Here is a 16,610-nt window from a genome sequence, read left to right as displayed (position 1 = left end):
AATGGTCATTATTCTTTTTTTTCTACTATATTTGTACTGGTCGCGAATCATTCCTTTCTCCTACTCAATATTATATATAAAATTGCAAAAATGAAAACAAAATTGTTAGAAAAATCGACAAATTTTTTATTTTGAAATTTTTCACCACACAAAAAACCAGCTCTTGAGCTGGTTTTTCGTTGATTACGTTGAAATAAAACGGCCGCCATTCACATGAATGGTCTGCCCTGTCATATAGGAAGATTCGTCAGACGCCAGCAGAACATAGGCGCCTGCATGCTCAACCGGCTGTCCCGGTCTTCCCATTGGGGTATCCAAGCCGTGCTGTTTCACTTTTTCCTCAGGGAATGTCGCCGGAATAAGCGGTGTCCAAATCGGACCGGGCGCCACCGCATTCACTCTGATGCCTTTATCTGCAAGCGACTTCGCCATGGAACGCGTAAAGGAAACAATCGCACCCTTTGTGCTGGAATAATCAATTAACGCCGTATCCCCTTCATAAGCGGTAATCGATGTCGTATTAATAATGGCACACCCCTCTTGCAGGTGAGGCAAAGCTTTCTTCGTCATATGAAACATGGAAAAAATATTTGTGCGAAAGGTTTTTTCCAGCTGTTCTGTTGAAATATTGAGAATGCTGTCCTGGGGATGCTGTTCAGCGGCGTTGTTCACTAAGATATCGAGTTTACCAAAATGGTCCACTGTTTGCTGCACAGCTTGTTCACAATGGTTCTCGTCCCCAACATCTCCCGGGATAAGCAGGCAGCGGACATTCTCCTTTTCGATCCGTTTGCGTGTTTCCTCTGCGTCCGAATGCTCGTCTAAGTATAGAATGGAGATATCAGCCCCCTCTTTAGCAAAGGCAATAGCTGCTGCTCTCCCTATTCCGCTGTCGCCTCCAGTAATGATCGCAACTTTTCCTTTCAGTTTTCCGCTTCCTCGATAATCCTCGTCCTCTGACAGCGGCAGCGGATTCATTTTTGACTCAATGCCCGGCTGTCTGTCCTGATGCTGCGGTTCTTGTCCTTCTGTTTGTCTGTCCATTGGGTTCACATTCATCACTCCTAGACATGTGGTTGATACTGAACGTTACCACACGACAGAAATGAATAAACGCCAAAATATGTTATGAAAGAACTTCCTCGGGAATGGCACCGGTATATTGCGCTGACGGGCGGAAAATCATGTTGTTTTCTGCCTGTTCCAGTACATGGGCGCACCACCCTACCATTCGGCTTGCTGAAAAGGTCGGAGTAAACAATTCATCGTCAAAATCGATGGCCCTCATCACTGCAGCTGCGTAAAATTCAACATTTGTGTACAGCTTTCGTCCCGGTTTGTAGATTTCTAGCAAACGAATCGCTTCTGCTTCTACATGCAGCGCAAGATCAAGATCACGGTCATTGCCGGCCACCTCTTCTGCTTTCTGTCTCAAAGCTTCTGCCCGCGGGTCTTTTGTTTTGTACACCCTGTGGCCGAATCCCATCAAGCGCTCTCCTTTTTCGAGTTTTTCTTTCAGATATGCTTCAGCATGTTCCTTTTCTCCAATGTCTTCAAGCATTTTTGTCACCGCAGAAGGAGCACCTCCGTGCAGCGGACCTTTCATCGTACCGAGAGCAGCCGTGACGGCTGACACTAAATCACTCTCTGTAGATAACGTGACTCGTGCCGAAAAAGTCGATGCGTTCATGCCGTGCTCCGTGGCCAGAATCATATAGGTTTCAAGCGCTTTCTTTTTTGCCTCTGAAGGCTGTTCACCTGTGAGCATATAATAGTAGTTTTCGACATGTCCGTACTGGGAAGAAGGTGCAATTGCTTGTTCACCGCGCGTCCATCTTTTTCTGTATGCAATGATAGAAGGCGTGATTGCAATCAGCCGGATTGCTTCCTCTGTTTTCGGATGGAATGTGTACGTATTTTCCCCCAATGCTGAAACAACCGTTCTCAGCACCGACATATCGTCCATGTTGTTTGGCAGTGATTGAATCAAGCGCTCAATATGTTCCGGAAGATTCCGTTCCGCAGCCAGCTTATCTTTAAATACCTGCAATTCTTCAGTTGAAGGCAGTTTTCCAAATAAAATCAAATAAGCCGCTTCTTCAAAGCTGTGATTCAGTGCGATGTCTTTTGCATGATGTCCTCTGTAAATCAGACGCCCTTTTTCACCATCAATATGGCTGATGGATGTTTCTACACATGTAATTCCCTTTAATCCGTAATGTACCATTTGTATTCCCCCTATCCTTTTCTGTTATTATAGTAAATATAATATTTAAAAAATAATCAATATTTTAAAGGGAATTAATTAAAAATATTAATCAGAGGGAGAATAGAAATGGATTTCAAATGGCTTCACACCTTTGTGACCGCTGCAAAATATGAGAACTTCCGAAAAACGGCGGAAACGCTTTTCTTATCTCAGCCTACTGTGACCGTACATATCAAGCAATTAGAAAAAGAAATCAGCTGCAAGCTGTTCGAGCGTAAAGGCAGGCAAATCCAGCTGACTGATGAAGGCAGGGCGTATTTGCCGTATGCGCTCAGGCTTCTTGATGATTATGAAAACAGCATGGCAGAGCTTCACAGAGTGAGACAAGGCTACTCTCAAACCTTACAGCTCGCGGTTTCTCCGCTTATTGCAGATACAGTGCTTCCTTCTGTCATGAAGCGGTACACAGCAATGAATACGGAAACAGAAATGGCGGTTACGATTTTCGAATCAGCGGAAATCGCGTCACTGATTAAAGCCGGGGAAGCAGATATCGGACTAAGCTGTTTAAAGGTACAGTCTTCTTCTTTAAGCTGCCACTGCTTATACAAAGACCCTGTCGTCCTTGTTGCCCCGCCCGATAAGCGTTTCATAGAAGACAACGAAATTGATGCCAAAGAGGTGCTCGAACAATACCTGCTTTTGACCCACAATCATCCTGATTACTGGGACGACTTGCTCCGTCAAGTCAGAATGACATTTCCATTTGTGAGAACAATGAAGGTCACTCAAACACATATAACGAAACGGTTTATCAAGGAAGGACTCGGAGTTTCATTTCTGCCTTTATCTACAGTAAAGCGTGAGTTAGCAGAGAAACAGATGATCAGAATTCCTTATCAGTCTGTACAGCTGCCCTATGCCGGCGCTTACGCGATTGCCCTTTATGAAAATAAGAAAGAAAAAAAGTTCTTGGATTTTTTATCACATTTTCATTTTTAGGAGCAACCAAAACGCCTGTGCTCCGTCTAATGAAAAAAACCCGTTCCAATGAACGGGTTTTCTCTAAAAATTAGAATCTTTTCGCACCGAGGTAACGAGGCTTCCAGTAGCTGTTGTTCAGGCTGCTGATTTGTACGCCGTCAGATCCTGCATGAATGAAACTGTTGTTTCCAATGTAAATCCCCATGTGAGAAGGGCCGGATTTATATGTTGTGAAGAAGACGAAATCACCAACAGACGGGCTGGCAATGCTCTTCATAGAACTCCAGTATCCTGCAGTGCTTGTTCTGCCCACACTTGTTTGTTTATTCAGTACGTACCAAATGAATCCGCTGCAGTCAAAGCCTGAAGTTGTCGTTCCGCCCCATTTATATGGCGTTCCGACTAACGCTTTTGCATCAGAAACCAGCTTGCTCACATTAAGTGATGTAGATGACGTTTTGCTGCTTGAAGACGATGAAGATGAAGCAGGTTTTGAGCTGCTTGTGCTTGTTCCTTTCACCTTCAATACTTGGTTGACATAGATTACATCTGATTTTAAGCCGTTTAAGCTTTTTAATTTGCTAACCGTAGTGCCGTATTTGCTCGCAATTTTAGAAAGGCTGTCTCCGCTCTTCACTTTATAAGTAGAAGTTGAAGACGATGACACTTTTGATGAGCTGGAGCTGCTTGAACTAGTTGAACCTTTCAGTTTCAGGACTTGTCCAACACGAAGCAAATCTGATTTTAAGCCATTCAGCTTCTTCAGTTCATTGATTGTCATGCCGTATTTTTTTGAAATTTTCCAAAGGCTGTCCCCGCTCTTTACTTTGTATGTAGAAGAAGAGGAAGAAGAACTGCTGCTTTTTGAACTTGTAGATTTGCCGTTAATCGATAAAGTTTGTCCCACATAAATAATGTCTGAACGAAGGTGGTTCTCTGATTTAATTTTACTGATCGTTGTGTCGTATTTTCTTGAAAGATCCCATAACGTGTCGCCTTTTTTCACCTTAATGCTTTGTGCAGATGCCGCTCCTGCAAATAACGTCGATCCTAAAACAACTGCTGTCGTAGCTGTAATGATTTGCTTTTTCATATTTTCCTCCCCAAATGTTAACTCTATATATATGTATCTCTTTTTTTAAATTAATCTTATTGATTTCTATTATAAGGATAGATTCCCATCAGAAATAGTCTTGACTTCATGTGACAAATTTCTTAATTATTCGTTCTAAAAAAAAGTTTTTAAGGGTATTAAATATTTCATTTTCATTGCAAAGGTGACAAAAAACGAGTGCTTTTGTCATGTTTTATGGGATGTTTTTCAACATAAAGGAAATAAATGAAAAACTTTCGGGGTCGGCTCATATATCGGAAAAATGAGTGATAAAGTATATTCGAGGAGAGCTGTGGTTATCCGCAGTTTTTTTATTTAAACAAACATATCATGCAAAGACAGAGAGGTAAAGATTTTTCTGAAAAATGAATGCTTTACATCAAATAAGGCAAGATAACGAAAAGCGTTTTTTCATTTCCTTACAAGGCTTTACTTATTGTTTACATGATCAACAGCCGCATTTAACAAAGTTTCCCTAACATGATAAACGGAATACATTAAAGGAGGCATGAAAAAAATGAGTTTGTTTCAAAATATGAAATCAAAACTTCTGCCAATCGCCGCTGTTTCTGTCCTTACAGCTGGAATCTTTGCCGGAGCTGAGCTTCAGCAAACAGAAAAGGCCAGCGCCAAAAAACAAGACAAAGCTGAGATCAGAAATGTCATTGTGATGATAGGCGACGGCATGGGGACGCCTTACATAAGAGCCTACCGTTCCATGAAAAATAACGGTGACACACCGAATAACCCGAAGTTAACAGAATTTGACCGGAACCTGACAGGCATGATGATGACGCATCCGGATGACCCTGACTATAATATTACAGATTCAGCAGCAGCCGGAACAGCATTAGCGACAGGCGTTAAGACATATAACAATGCAATTGGCGTCGATAAAAACGGAAAAAAAGTGAAATCTGTACTTGAAGAGGCCAAACAGCAAGGCAAGTCAACAGGGCTTGTCGCCACGTCTGAAATTAACCACGCCACTCCAGCCGCATATGGCGCCCACAATGAATCACGGAAAAACATGGACCAAATCGCCAACAGCTATATGGATGACAAGATAAAAGGCAAACATAAAATAGACGTGCTGCTCGGCGGCGGAAAATCTTATTTTAACCGCAAGGACAGAAACTTGACAAAGGAATTCAAACAAGCCGGCTACAGCTATGTGACAACTAAACAAGCATTGAAAAAAAATAAAGATCAGCAGGTGCTCGGGCTTTTCGCAGATGGAGGGCTTGCTAAAGCGCTCGACCGTGACAGTAAAACACCGTCTCTCAAAGACATGACGGTTTCAGCAATTGATCGCCTGAACCAAAATAAAAAAGGATTTTTCTTGATGGTCGAAGGGAGCCAGATTGACTGGGCGGCCCATGACAATGATACAGTAGGAGCCATGAGCGAGGTTAAAGATTTTGAACAGGCCTATAAAGCCGCGATTGAATTTGCGAAAAAAGACAAACATACACTTGTGATTGCAACTGCTGACCATACAACCGGCGGCTTTACCATTGGCGCAAACGGGGAAAAGAATTGGCACGCAGAACCGATTCTCTCCGCTAAGAAAACACCTGAATTCATGGCCAAAAAAATCAGTGAAGGCAAGCCGGTTAAAGATGTGCTCGCCCGCTATGCCAATCTGAAAGTCACATCTGAAGAAATCAAAAGCGTTGAAGCAGCTGCACAGGCTGACAAAAGCAAAGGGGCCTCCAAAGCCATCATCAAGATTTTTAATACCCGCTCCAACAGCGGATGGACGAGTACCGATCATACCGGCGAAGAAGTACCGGTATACGCGTACGGCCCCGGAAAAGAAAAATTCCGCGGATTGATTAACAATACGGACCAGGCAAACATCATATTTAAGATTTTAAAAACTGGAAAATAAAAAGGATGCAGAACGCTGCATCCTCTTTTTTATAAATATCTGCGGTGAACACCTTTTCCGTCGTACGAAAACATGACTTCCTTATCCTCAAGCACAGACTCAATGTGCACGCTTCTTCCCCAAAGCTGGAATAAATAAGGAAGCACTTTCTCCAAATATTTCAAATCCAACTCTATGCCCTCATACCAATGCTTAATATAGAGTTCGTTATTTTTCATATAATCGCCGTCGTTTACTGTCAAATATGGAAAACCGCCATTTACCCGCATGCTTACGAGCTGGTCGCGCACCGACTTCCACTGTTTATCGATGATTTTATAATCTCGGCCCTGTTTTTGAAACAAATAAAGATCCTCGCGCATGACTAATTCTTTGGTTAAATAATTGCGGATGAAAGAGATATCGGATTCAATCTCCCTGACCTCAAACATTTTCTCCCGGCCGGAGTCAGGCTGCACGCCCATTTTCTTCATTTCCTCCGTCGGGTTGTTGTACCTCTTTTCAATGTCTTCAAATATTTTCAGCCCTAAATAATAAGGATTAATGCCTGTTTTGGACGGCTGAACGACACCTGCATTCAGCTTGGCGAACTCGATCGCTTCATCAGAGGTTAAATCAAGCTCACGTATAATTCTCTGGTGCCAATAGGAAGCCCAGCCCTCATTCATAATCTTGGTTTCCAGCTGAGGCCAGAAATAAAGCATTTCCTCTCTCATCATCGTTAATATATCACGCTGCCATGGCTCCAGCTCCCGGGAATGCTCCTCGATAAAAAGCAGGATATCTTTTTCAGGCCGCGGCGGGAACGGTTTTTTCGATTTTTTCACTTGTTTTTTCGGTTTCTTTTCATCTAAAGACCATAGATCATCGTAAGGCGTGGCTGCCTCTTCAATCTCCTCTTCCTCATCATCCACACTCCATTGGAGCTTTGGTCGGACCAACGACGGATCGATATGCTCCTGAATCGAAAGGATTGCATCTAAAAAAGATTCGACTTCTTTTATCCCGTGAACCTGTTCATAGTGTTTTATCCGTTCAGCTGTTGCCGCCATGCTTTCCACCATATCGCGCTTCGTGTTTTGGAAACGGCAGTTGTTTTTGAAGAAATCGCAATGAGCAAGAACGTGTGCGACAATCAATTTATTTTGGATCAGTGAGTTGCTGTCCAGCAAAAAAGCGTAGCATGGATCTGAGTTAATGACCAGCTCATAGATCTTACTTAACCCTAGATCATAGTGCAGCTTCATCTTGTGAAACTGCTTGCCGAAGCTCCAGTGGCTGAATCTTGTCGGCATCCCGTACGCGCCAAATGTATAAATAATTTCAGCCGGGCAGATTTCATATCTCATCGGGTAGAAATCAAGGCCGAATCCTTTTGCAATTTCGGTAATTTCCTCAATTGCCCGCTGTAATCCCTTCTTCTCCTCCGCGTTCAACCGAATCCCCCCTACTTGGACTTATCTATAATGTATGAGCCCGCCAGACAAAAGATGATAGTCTCACTCGGGCAAGAAAAAATTCCCCCGGCACATTCATCTGTTTGCTTATTGGATAAGTGGGTAAACACACACCATACTACGAAAAAGGAGCGATACCAATTGAATGTAGCAGACGTGTTTTCTTCTTATCTCAGTAAGCTGCCAAACGTAATCATTGCTTTACTCGTCTTATTAATCGGCTGGGCTATTGCTAAAATCATTGAAAAAGCGGTATACAAAGGACTCAGCAAAACAAAAATCGACGACAAGCTCTTTGCTGGGAAAAAGCCTTCACGCTATTCCTCGGAAAAAGTCATAAGCAAGGTCGTTTATTTTATCGCACTGATCATCGTCTTTATTTTATTCTTTAACATTTTGCACCTGACAACAGTGGCATCGCCGTTTGTCAGTATGCTTTCGGCGATTGCAGCTGCGATCCCAAGCGTGCTGAAAGCCGGACTCATTCTGCTGTTAGGATGGGCTGCAGCTTCTGTTTTGAGCTTCCTTGTCAAAAAAATCGGGATGAAGCTGAACACGAGTGACAAACTGCGCAAGTGGAATTTGGTGTCTGAAGGAAAAGATATTCACCAGGCTGTCAATACCGCTTCACAAATTGTCTTTTATCTCGTGCTGCTTGTTTTTCTGCCAGGGGTCTTATCTTCTTTGAAAATCAGCGGCATTTCAGGTCCTTTTACAAATATGATGGAAAGCGTGCTCGCTTTTCTGCCGAAATTATTTGCAGCGGCGCTTATCGTATTAATCGGATGGCTTGTTGCCCGCCTTGTCCGTGATATCATTACGAATTTCCTTGCAAGCATCGGCACCGAAAGATTCGCGGCACGTATGGGTTTATCAATTTACTTAAAAGACACAAGCCTTTCAGCAGTCATCGGAACAATCGCTTATGTGCTCATTATGATTCCGGTGGTCATTTCAGCGCTTGATCAGCTGGATGTCGCCGGCATTTCAAAACCAGCTGTCTCTATGCTGAATACGATTTTAAACATGCTTCCGAACATCATGATTGCCATCGTGCTTGTATTAGCGGGTATCTGGGCAGGAAAATGGGTGAAATCCATGGTGTCCGGACTGCTCCATCGCGCAGGCTTTGATTCTGTCTTAGGGAAAATGGGCATGGAAGCCGGAACGCCTGCAAAGCTGTCCTTGTCTCAAGTTGTCGGTATGATTGCGCAAATCATTGTCATTCTGCTCTTTACAGCTGAGGCGCTTCAAATTGTTCGGCTGCACTTCCTCGTAGAAATTGCCACCGGCATCATCGCGTATCTGCCGAATGTCCTTGTCGCAGTATTCATTCTCGGACTCGGCCTTTACGCAGGAGAATTGGTGAGAAAAGTGCTCGCAAGCATGATAAAAGGTCAGGAATTCAAGTCTTTAGCGCCTATTGCTAAATATACGATTATCGCACTTGCTTTCTTTATGGCCCTGGATCAGCTGGGTGTCGCTGCGACAATCGTCAATTCCGCGTTCATCATCGTTCTTAGCGGCTTCGCACTTGCTTTTGGTTTATCCTTCGGCCTTGGCGGTAAGGATTTTGCATCACGTTATCTGTCTACATTTGAACGCAAAATGCAAAACACAGAAATCGAAAAAAACCGTAAAAACCAAAATCCGCCGAATGACATGTAAGCAAAAAACATGCACCCAGCTGGGTGCATGTTTTTTAATTCCTTTTTTTTCATTTTTCAATCGATTATGATAAGATATAGAAAATGTCTTATTCTGAGGTCTTATTATGAAGTTAACCAATTATACAGATTATTCATTAAGAGTGTTGATTTTTCTGGCTGCAGAGCGTCCCGGAGAACTTTCAAATATAAAACAGATTGCCGAAACGTATTCTATTTCAAAAAATCATCTCATGAAAGTCATATACAGGCTCGGCCAGCTCGGCTACGTAGAAACGATACGCGGACGGGGCGGCGGCATACGATTAGGCATGGACCCTGAAGACATCAACATCGGTGAGGTTGTCAGAAAAACGGAGGACGATTTTAATATTGTTGAATGTTTTGATGCGAACAAGAATCTCTGTGTTATTTCCCCGGTTTGCGGCTTAAAACATGTGCTGAATGAAGCGCTTTTAGCCTACCTCGCAGTTTTAGACAAATACACACTGCGCGACCTCGTCAAAAACAAAGAAGATATCATGAAGCTTTTAAAAATGAAGGAATAGATTAAGATTCCTTCTTTTTTTATGCCCTTTTTCCCCCTTATTGTTAAGATAATTTGGCTATTTTTATAAAAAGGCAAAACGATGAGACAAATGTGCCGATATAAAAAAGAAACAGCAAATGCAAAATCATTGGGGGAAAAAGGAGAGCTAAGATGAAAAAGAAATTAGCAGCAGGGCTGACAGCATCTGCGATTGTCGGCACAACTTTAGTAGTGACACCAGCTGAAGCAGCAACGATTAAGGTCAAAAGCGGAGATTCTTTATGGAAACTGGCCCAAACCTATAACACAAGTGTGGCGGCCCTCACATCCGCCAATCATCTTTCGACTACTGTTCTGTCGATCGGCCAGACGCTTACTATTCCAGGCAGCAAATCCAGCACTTCTTCATCTACTTCAAGCTCAACAACCAAGAAGAGCGGAAGTTCTGTTTACACAGTGAAAAGCGGAGATTCACTTTGGCTGATCGCAAATGAGTTTAAAATGACGGTGCAGGAACTGAAAAAATTAAACGGACTAAGCAGCGATTTAATTCGTGCTGGGCAGAAATTAAAGGTGTCCGGTACTGTTTCTTCAAGCTCTAGTTCCAGTAAAAAAAGCAACTCTAATAAGAGTTCAAGCTCCAGTTCAAAAAGCAGTTCTAATAAGAGTTCAAGTTCTTCATCTTCTACGGGAACATATAAGGTGCAGCTTGGAGATTCACTTTGGAAAATTGCAAACAAAGTCAATATGTCCATCGCTGAATTGAAGGTCTTGAACAACTTAAAATCAGACACCATTTACGTGAATCAGGTGTTGAAAACAAAATCAAGCGGCTCTGATACGTCTTCTAAAGACAATTCATCCAAATCGAACCAAACTTCAGCAACAACTAAATATACCGTTAAAAGCGGTGATTCACTTTGGAAAATCGCAAACAACTATAACCTGACTGTACAGCAAATCCGAAATATCAACAATCTGAAATCAGATGTGCTTTACGTTGGACAAGTATTGAAGCTGACAGGTAAAGCATCTTCAGGCTCTTCATCATCGTCGTCTTCTTCGTCAAATGCAAGCTCCGGCACGACGACTACATACACGGTGAAAAGCGGTGATTCCTTATGGGTGATTGCTCAAAAATTTAATGTAACAGCTCAGCAGATTCGTGAGAAAAACAATTTAAAAACGGATGTCTTGCAGGTTGGCCAAAAGCTGGTCATTTCCGGAAAAGCTTCATCATCGTCTTCATCCGGTTCTTCAAACACCACCAGCTCAACGAGTGCGAAGATTAACACAATGATTTCGGCCGCTAAAGCGCAGCTTGGGGTTCCGTATCGCTGGGGAGGCACGACACCGTCCGGGTTTGACTGCAGCGGATTCATTTACTATGTACTGAACAAAGTCACATCCGTATCTAGATTAACGGCAGCGGGATATTGGAACACAATGAAATCAGTTAGCCAGCCTGCTGTCGGAGATTTCGTTTTCTTTTCAACATATAAAGCCGGCCCTTCCCACGTCGGAATTTACCTAGGCAACGGGGAATTCATAAATGCCAACGATTCCGGAGTTGTCATTTCCAATATGAACAACTCTTACTGGAAACAGCGCTATCTCGGTGCAAAACGATATTTCTAAAAACAGAAACTGTGCGGCCTTAACGGCTGTACAGTTTTTTATTAGAGCCTAAAGACGTTGATGCTGATCATATGATTTGTCACCGGATGAAAATAGACTTCGGCCCGAACAGAAAAAGTGTCATCTTTCTGTCTGACTGTCACCCGAAAGACATCTTTAGTCTGCTGATCATTCACCTCTGTACGCCCCATATAAGCATAATCAGAAAATGAAGCGCCCTTATATTCATCCTGAATTTTGCTCCAGGCAAGCTGTTCCCACTTTTGAACGGACTCGTCTGTGTCCGTTGAATGACCTTTTGCAGCCATTGACACGATAATCAATCCGCAAAAAAGAAGTGCGATGGTATACGGCAGGGATTTCATTTTTTCAGTCTCCTGTACCCAGAATATATTCCCTCATAGGTTTACCAAAAGCGATATCTTCATTCAGGCATTTTGATTTTATGTCTCCCTCATATTGCTACCCCTTTACTGACGCAGACGGCAAGTTTTGCCCCGTCAATAACAGAGGATGCGGCATAAACTAATCATGAACTTCTCACCCAAGAAAGGAGAAGCGATTCATGGATTATGCCGATTACGATAAAGCGCTTTATTACACCCATCGTTCTCAATGGGATAATTTATTAATTTTAATGGTGCGTACAGAGGACGATTTGTTATCAAAACGAATTGAGCATTTTCTGCATGCGTATCATTTTGAACAGGATTACGCCGTTTTAGAAAAGATGCTGTATTCCCTTCTCCGATATATTGATCATGCCACAGAGCTGACTTATGAAGATCAAATAGCCCTTCTCACATAAACAAATCCCGGCGTTTAGACGCCGGGATTTCCTGCTTTTGCGAACATGCTGAGTTCTTCGACAAGCTCTTTTATGCTTTCCTTAATGTTTTCAGCCACTGTAGCATTTTCAACATCAATATGCACCGGATCAAGCACCAGCTGCTTCGGAATGACATTGGCGTAGACACCCCGCATCACAGTTCTCATATTGTTCAGCGCATTGATGCCGCCTTTTCCGCCTCCCGCTACTGCCAATAATGCAACGGGCTTATATTTGAATTGTTCGCTGCTTAGAAAATCCAAGGCATTTTTTAAAGCGCCGCTCATGCCGCTGTGATATTCAGGCGATAATAATACAATCGCATCCGCTTTCGTAACGCGTTGCTTAAGCTCCTGTACTTTCAACAGTTCAGATTGTTCCGCTTCACCGTTAAAAACGGGCAATACAAACTCGCTTAGATCAATCAAATCCGTGTGATACAGAGCTGCAATATAGGATGCTGCAATTCTTGTTCTGCCATGTTTTCTTGGCGTGCCATTTATGACTAACATGTTCATTTTGAGATCTCTCCATTCAGGTTATATTTCACTGCGAAAAGCGCTGCTTGCGTGCGATCGGCCACTTCAAGTTTTGCTAAAAGATTCGATACATGGGTTTTTACTGTTTTTTCTGAAATAAACAAGGCTGCTGCGATTTCTTTATTGCTTTTCCCGTTCGCTATTTCAGTCAGAACGTCTTTTTCCCTTCTAGTTAATTGATAGTATTTTTCTTTTTCCGGGTCGTGCTGATTTTTCATATGTGTCAGCACATGGGGCATAATAGCTGTAGAAAGCTTGTATTCGCCACCATGCACTTGTCGTGTTTTCACCAATTCCTCGGGCTCCGTATCCTTTAATTGATACGCCTTCGCGCCTGCCTGAAGCGCGGGGATGACGTGCTCCTGATCAGAGTAGCTCGTCAGCACAATGATATTCGTATCCGGAAATTGCTGTATTGCTTTTTTAATGGCTTGAATGCCGTCCATCTCGGGCATAGACAAATCCATTAGCACAAGATCCGGCTTTGTCTCTTCGATGACACGGAGGGCTTCTAATCCAGTTGCAGCTTCTCCGACGACTTCAATATCATCCTGGGTGGCAAAGAAAAAACGCAGACCCTTTCTGACAACATGATGATCATCAGCAATGACAATTTTCATACCGCCCCTCCTTTTCGGCTTTTTAGCGGAAGCCTGATGGACAGCTTTGTTCCAGTTCCAAGCGCTGACTCAATCCAAAACTTAGCTCCGGCTTTTTCCGCTCGCTCTTTCATACCTTTTATGCCAAGTGAAGGCAGACCGGCATGCGCTTCATAGCGAAATCCTGCCCCATGATCGATGATATCCAGCTCCGCATGGCACAAAGAAGCAGTCAGACTAACATACGCCGTATCCGTTCCGGCATGCTTTTTGCAGTTATTTAAAGCTTCCTGTACGACACGCCATAGCATATGCTCCTGCTCATCAGTCAGAACAGGACAGCCTTTTTGTGTAAAAATGATCTTCAATCCAATGAGCGCACCATAGCTTTTAATGGCTTCAGCCAGCCCTTTTTCCAATCCTCCGGGGCGAAGCTGCCAAATTAACGCTTTCATTTCTGCGAGCGCGTCCTGTGATAGGTTTTGGATGAAATCAATCATCTGCTGTAAATTTTCATCTTTTGTTAGTGTCTTCGCAGCTTTGGCAGTTAAACTGACGGAAAACAGCATTTGATTGACTGAATCGTGAAGCTCCTGAGCGAGGCGGTTACGCTCCATTAAAAGAGCATTTTTTTGTTGATATTCAGAAAGCCTCATACGCTGGATTGCCGTTCCGATCTGAAAGGCGACAGACTCGAGTAAATGCAGCTCTTCCTCATCAAACATGGTTTTTCCGGCCGCCGCTACATTTAACAATCCGAATCTTCTGTCCCCGTCTTCTAAAGGCACAGTTGCATGATGCGTAATCCCTTCTGTGTCAAAACAATGCAGGTTTTCTGCTGATTCGATGCGTTTGCAGTTCATGATATTTGCAGCTTTTCTAAGCCCTCCGTTATTGAATTTCGTCAGGCAGTAACACTCCCCTTCGCACATCAGCACTTTTTCCTTGCGGCTTAAAGCCGGGGGCAGATAAGCGTCGGCCGCTAACGTATAAGACCCATCTTCTTCGATCAGAAAAATCCATCCGGATTGAAGGTTTGTCAGACTCAGCAACTCTTTTAAAACCTCATCCAGTGTTGCTTTGATATCGTGCCCTTGATTTAAGGTTTCCGCAATCGTTTTCAGCGTTTTTAATTTTTCCATCCTCGTTTTGCTCACGTTTCTCACTCCGGCATTGATCTTGTATTTAAGATTATACCAGTTTTTTGTATTTCATTGCTTCACTTGTAGGATGATTTTCTTTCAGACTTTTGGATGAGAAAAAGAAAAAGCCGGATCATTTACAATGACCCAGCTCATACTTGAATTATTTTGCTGTTGACTCAACAATTTCATCCACCGTCTTCATTACATCTTCAGAAAGGACGGCAAGTCGCTTTTCACTGTCTTCCAAAGATGACCCTTTTACGGCGAAATAAAATTTAACCTTCGGCTCAGTTCCAGAAGGACGGAGACAGAACCAAGACCCGTCTTCCAGGAAGTATTTCAATACATTTGATTTTGGCAAGTCGATGGCTTCTTCTTTGCTTTCAGTCAGAAGCGTCCGTTTGCTTACAGCGTAATCTTCTGCTGTGACAACCTGTTTGCCCGCCATTTTCTGCGGCGGATTTTGTCTGAAGGAAGCAAGAATCGCTTCAATTTGCTCTGCTCCTTGTTTGCCTTTCAGCGTCAGGGATTTCAGCCCTTCACGATAAAAACCATATTCGTTAAAGAGATTGATGAGCGCCTCATACAATGACATTCCCTGTTTTTTATAGAACGCGCAAACTTCAACTGCCAAAAGCGCAGCCTGAATGGCGTCCTTATCGCGGGCAAAATCCCCGATTAAATAACCGTAGCTCTCTTCATAACCGAATTGGAAGGTATACTGGCCTGATGCTTCGTATTCCTTAATCTTTTCACCGATAAACTTAAAGCCTGTCAGCGTATCAATCGTATCAAGGCCGAATGAAGAAGCTACAGCACGGCCGATTTCGCTTGTGACGATCGTTTTGAGAACAACACCGTTATCAGGCAGGATGCCTTGTTTTTTCTTTTCAGAAAGCAGGTAATGAAGCAGCAACGCTCCGGTTTGGTTTCCTGTCAGCACTGTATATTTGCCTTGATCGTTTTTCACCGCGATGCCGAGGCGGTCAGCATCAGGATCTGTCGCGATGAGAATATCTGCATTCTGCTCCTCCCCAAGCTTAATGGCATATTCGAATGCCGCATGCTCTTCCGGGTTCGGCGATGTAACAGTGGAGAAGTTTGAATCCGGCAGTTCCTGTTCTTTGACAACCGTTACATTTTTGTAGCCGAGTGCTTCAAGACCGCGTCTGACCGGTTTATTTGCAGTTCCATGCAGCGGTGTGAAAACAACCTTTACATCTACTTCTTCCGATAATTCAGGATGTACAGAAATGGACGTCAGTTTTTCTGTATAAACTTTATCAATATCTTCACCGATGATTTTGATTAAGCCTTTTTCTTTTAACTTATTTTCTTCGTCCACTGTGATCGTCAGCTCATTTTCAATCGCGTTTACCTGCTCAATGACGATGTCCGCTTCCTTTGGAGGCAGCTGGCCGCCATCATCCCCGTATACTTTGTAGCCGTTATATTCAGGCGGGTTATGGCTTGCCGTTACCACAATTCCACCATAAGCGTTCAGCTGTCTAACAGCGAATGACAGCTCTGGCGTCGGGCGAAGCTCATCAAACACGTATGTTTGGATGCCTTGTGTCGCAAGTGTTTTTGCCGCTTCCATCGCGAACTCCGGAGACTTATGGCGGGAATCATAAGCAATGACAACGCCCCGTTTTTTCGCTTCCTCACCTTGCTTCGAGATGTATGCCGCAAACCCGGCCGATGCTTTGCGCACAGTGTAAATATTCATCCGATTTGTCCCGGCGCCGATTTCCCCGCGCATTCCGCCGGTACCGAATTCAAGGTCTTTATAGAAACAGTCCTCAAGGGCCTGTTCATCTCCCTCTAATTCAATAAGGCGCTCTTTTAATTCCAGATCTAAATGTTCTGTCTGTTTCCAGCGTTCATAGCTCTTTCTCCAAGTCATATTCGTCCTCCTATGTATCAGCTTATGCCATTATTTTATATGAAGCGGGTGCCTCTGTCACTTGATAACCTGAGATCTCCCCCTTTCGGCACGTAAAAAG

The 16,610-nt window shown here is 43.3% G+C and carries 15 protein-coding genes; 6 read left to right on the top strand and 9 right to left on the bottom strand.

The genetic code is table 11. The features are described 5' to 3' along the window. Nucleotides 1–183: 183 nt before the first annotated feature. Together yhdF and citA are read right to left on the bottom strand one after the other, a co-directional pair. Complete coding sequence (gene yhdF / locus BSU_09450; protein NP_388826.1) at nt 184–1,053, bottom strand: putative NAD(P)-dependent dehydrogenase; 870 nt, start codon at nt 1,051–1,053, stop codon at nt 184–186. 73 nt (nt 1,054–1,126) lie between these two features. After that, on the bottom strand, nt 1,127–2,227 hold the full coding sequence (citA, locus tag BSU_09440; protein NP_388825.2) for a citrate synthase I: 1,101 nt from the start codon (nt 2,225–2,227) through the stop codon (nt 1,127–1,129). A gap of 108 nt (nt 2,228–2,335) precedes the next feature. Here citA and citR point away from each other — a divergent pair, with 108 nt between their 5' ends. Further along, complete coding sequence (gene citR, locus BSU_09430) at nt 2,336–3,211, top strand: transcriptional regulator CitR (LysR family) (protein NP_388824.2); 876 nt, start codon at nt 2,336–2,338, stop codon at nt 3,209–3,211. Nucleotides 3,212–3,281: 70 nt separating this feature from the next. Here the strand turns inward: citR and lytE are convergent, their stop codons facing one another. Beyond that, nucleotides 3,282–4,286, bottom strand: coding sequence for a cell wall dl-endopeptidase; phosphatase-associated protein (major autolysin) (lytE, locus tag BSU_09420; RefSeq protein ID NP_388823.2), 1,005 nt, complete (start codon nt 4,284–4,286; stop codon nt 3,282–3,284). Nucleotides 4,287–4,815: 529 nt separating this feature from the next. Here lytE and phoA point away from each other — a divergent pair. After that, nucleotides 4,816–6,201, top strand: coding sequence for an alkaline phosphatase A (gene phoA / locus BSU_09410; RefSeq protein ID NP_388822.2), 1,386 nt, complete (start codon nt 4,816–4,818; stop codon nt 6,199–6,201). Between the two features lie 29 nt (nt 6,202–6,230). Here phoA and spoVR read toward each other — a convergent pair whose 3' ends face one another. Beyond that, entirely contained in the window at nt 6,231–7,637 is a 1,407-nt protein-coding gene (spoVR, locus tag BSU_09400; protein NP_388821.1) for an involved in spore cortex synthesis (stage V sporulation, conserved in non sporulating bacteria, read from the bottom strand. Nucleotides 7,638–7,667: 30 nt separating this feature from the next. Here spoVR and ygxB point away from each other — a divergent pair, with 30 nt between their 5' ends. From ygxB to lytF, 3 genes are all read left to right on the top strand, one after another. Then, nucleotides 7,668–9,326 carry a putative integral membrane protein gene (ygxB, locus tag BSU_09390; protein ID NP_388820.1) on the top strand — a complete coding sequence of 553 codons (1,659 nt, stop codon included), beginning with the start codon at nt 7,668–7,670 and terminating at the stop codon, nt 9,324–9,326. Between the two features lie 106 nt (nt 9,327–9,432). After that, nucleotides 9,433–9,873 (top strand): NO-dependent activator of the ResDE regulon (Fe-S NO binding site), encoded by a 441-nt coding sequence (gene nsrR, locus BSU_09380; RefSeq protein NP_388819.1) that lies wholly within the window; start codon nt 9,433–9,435, stop codon nt 9,871–9,873. Between the two features lie 152 nt (nt 9,874–10,025). Beyond that, a complete protein-coding gene (gene lytF / locus BSU_09370) occupies nt 10,026–11,492 on the top strand; it encodes a gamma-D-glutamate-meso-diaminopimelate muropeptidase (major autolysin, vegetative) (protein NP_388818.2) in 1,467 nt (488 codons plus the stop codon). 41 nt (nt 11,493–11,533) lie between these two features. Here the strand turns inward: lytF and yhdC are convergent, their stop codons facing one another. Next, nucleotides 11,534–11,857: a hypothetical protein gene (gene yhdC, locus BSU_09360; RefSeq protein NP_388817.1), complete on the bottom strand. Its 324-nt coding sequence runs from the start codon at nt 11,855–11,857 to the stop codon at nt 11,534–11,536. Between the two features lie 200 nt (nt 11,858–12,057). Between yhdC and yhdB the strand changes: the two genes are divergently transcribed. Continuing rightward, entirely contained in the window at nt 12,058–12,300 is a 243-nt protein-coding gene (gene yhdB / locus BSU_09350) for a hypothetical protein (RefSeq protein NP_388816.1), read from the top strand. Nucleotides 12,301–12,314: 14 nt separating this feature from the next. Here the strand turns inward: yhdB and azr are convergent, their stop codons facing one another. From azr to pgcA, 4 genes are all read right to left on the bottom strand, one after another. Further along, nucleotides 12,315–12,839, bottom strand: a complete 525-nt coding sequence (gene azr, locus BSU_09340; RefSeq protein ID NP_388815.1) for an oxidoreductase, NAD(P)H-FMN and ferric iron reductase (azoreductase) — start codon at nt 12,837–12,839, stop codon at nt 12,315–12,317. Next, nucleotides 12,836–13,480: a two-component response regulator [YhcY] gene (yhcZ, locus tag BSU_09330; protein ID NP_388814.1), complete on the bottom strand. Its 645-nt coding sequence runs from the start codon at nt 13,478–13,480 to the stop codon at nt 12,836–12,838. The genes azr and yhcZ overlap by 4 nt, the downstream gene beginning before the upstream one ends. Next, complete coding sequence (gene yhcY / locus BSU_09320) at nt 13,477–14,616, bottom strand: two-component sensor histidine kinase [YhcZ] (protein ID NP_388813.1); 1,140 nt, start codon at nt 14,614–14,616, stop codon at nt 13,477–13,479. The genes yhcZ and yhcY overlap by 4 nt, the downstream gene beginning before the upstream one ends. A 148-nt stretch (nt 14,617–14,764) precedes the next feature. Then, complete coding sequence (gene pgcA / locus BSU_09310; RefSeq protein NP_388812.2) at nt 14,765–16,510, bottom strand: alpha-phosphoglucomutase; 1,746 nt, start codon at nt 16,508–16,510, stop codon at nt 14,765–14,767. Between the last annotated feature and the right edge of the window lie 100 nt (nt 16,511–16,610).

This window comes from Bacillus subtilis subsp. subtilis str. 168, from assembly GCF_000009045.1.
In the GTDB taxonomy this organism is placed as follows: Bacteria; Bacillota; Bacilli; order Bacillales; family Bacillaceae; genus Bacillus; species Bacillus subtilis.
The sequence above is the reverse complement of the archived record's forward strand: the minus strand, read 5'-3'. Positions and strand labels throughout refer to the sequence as shown.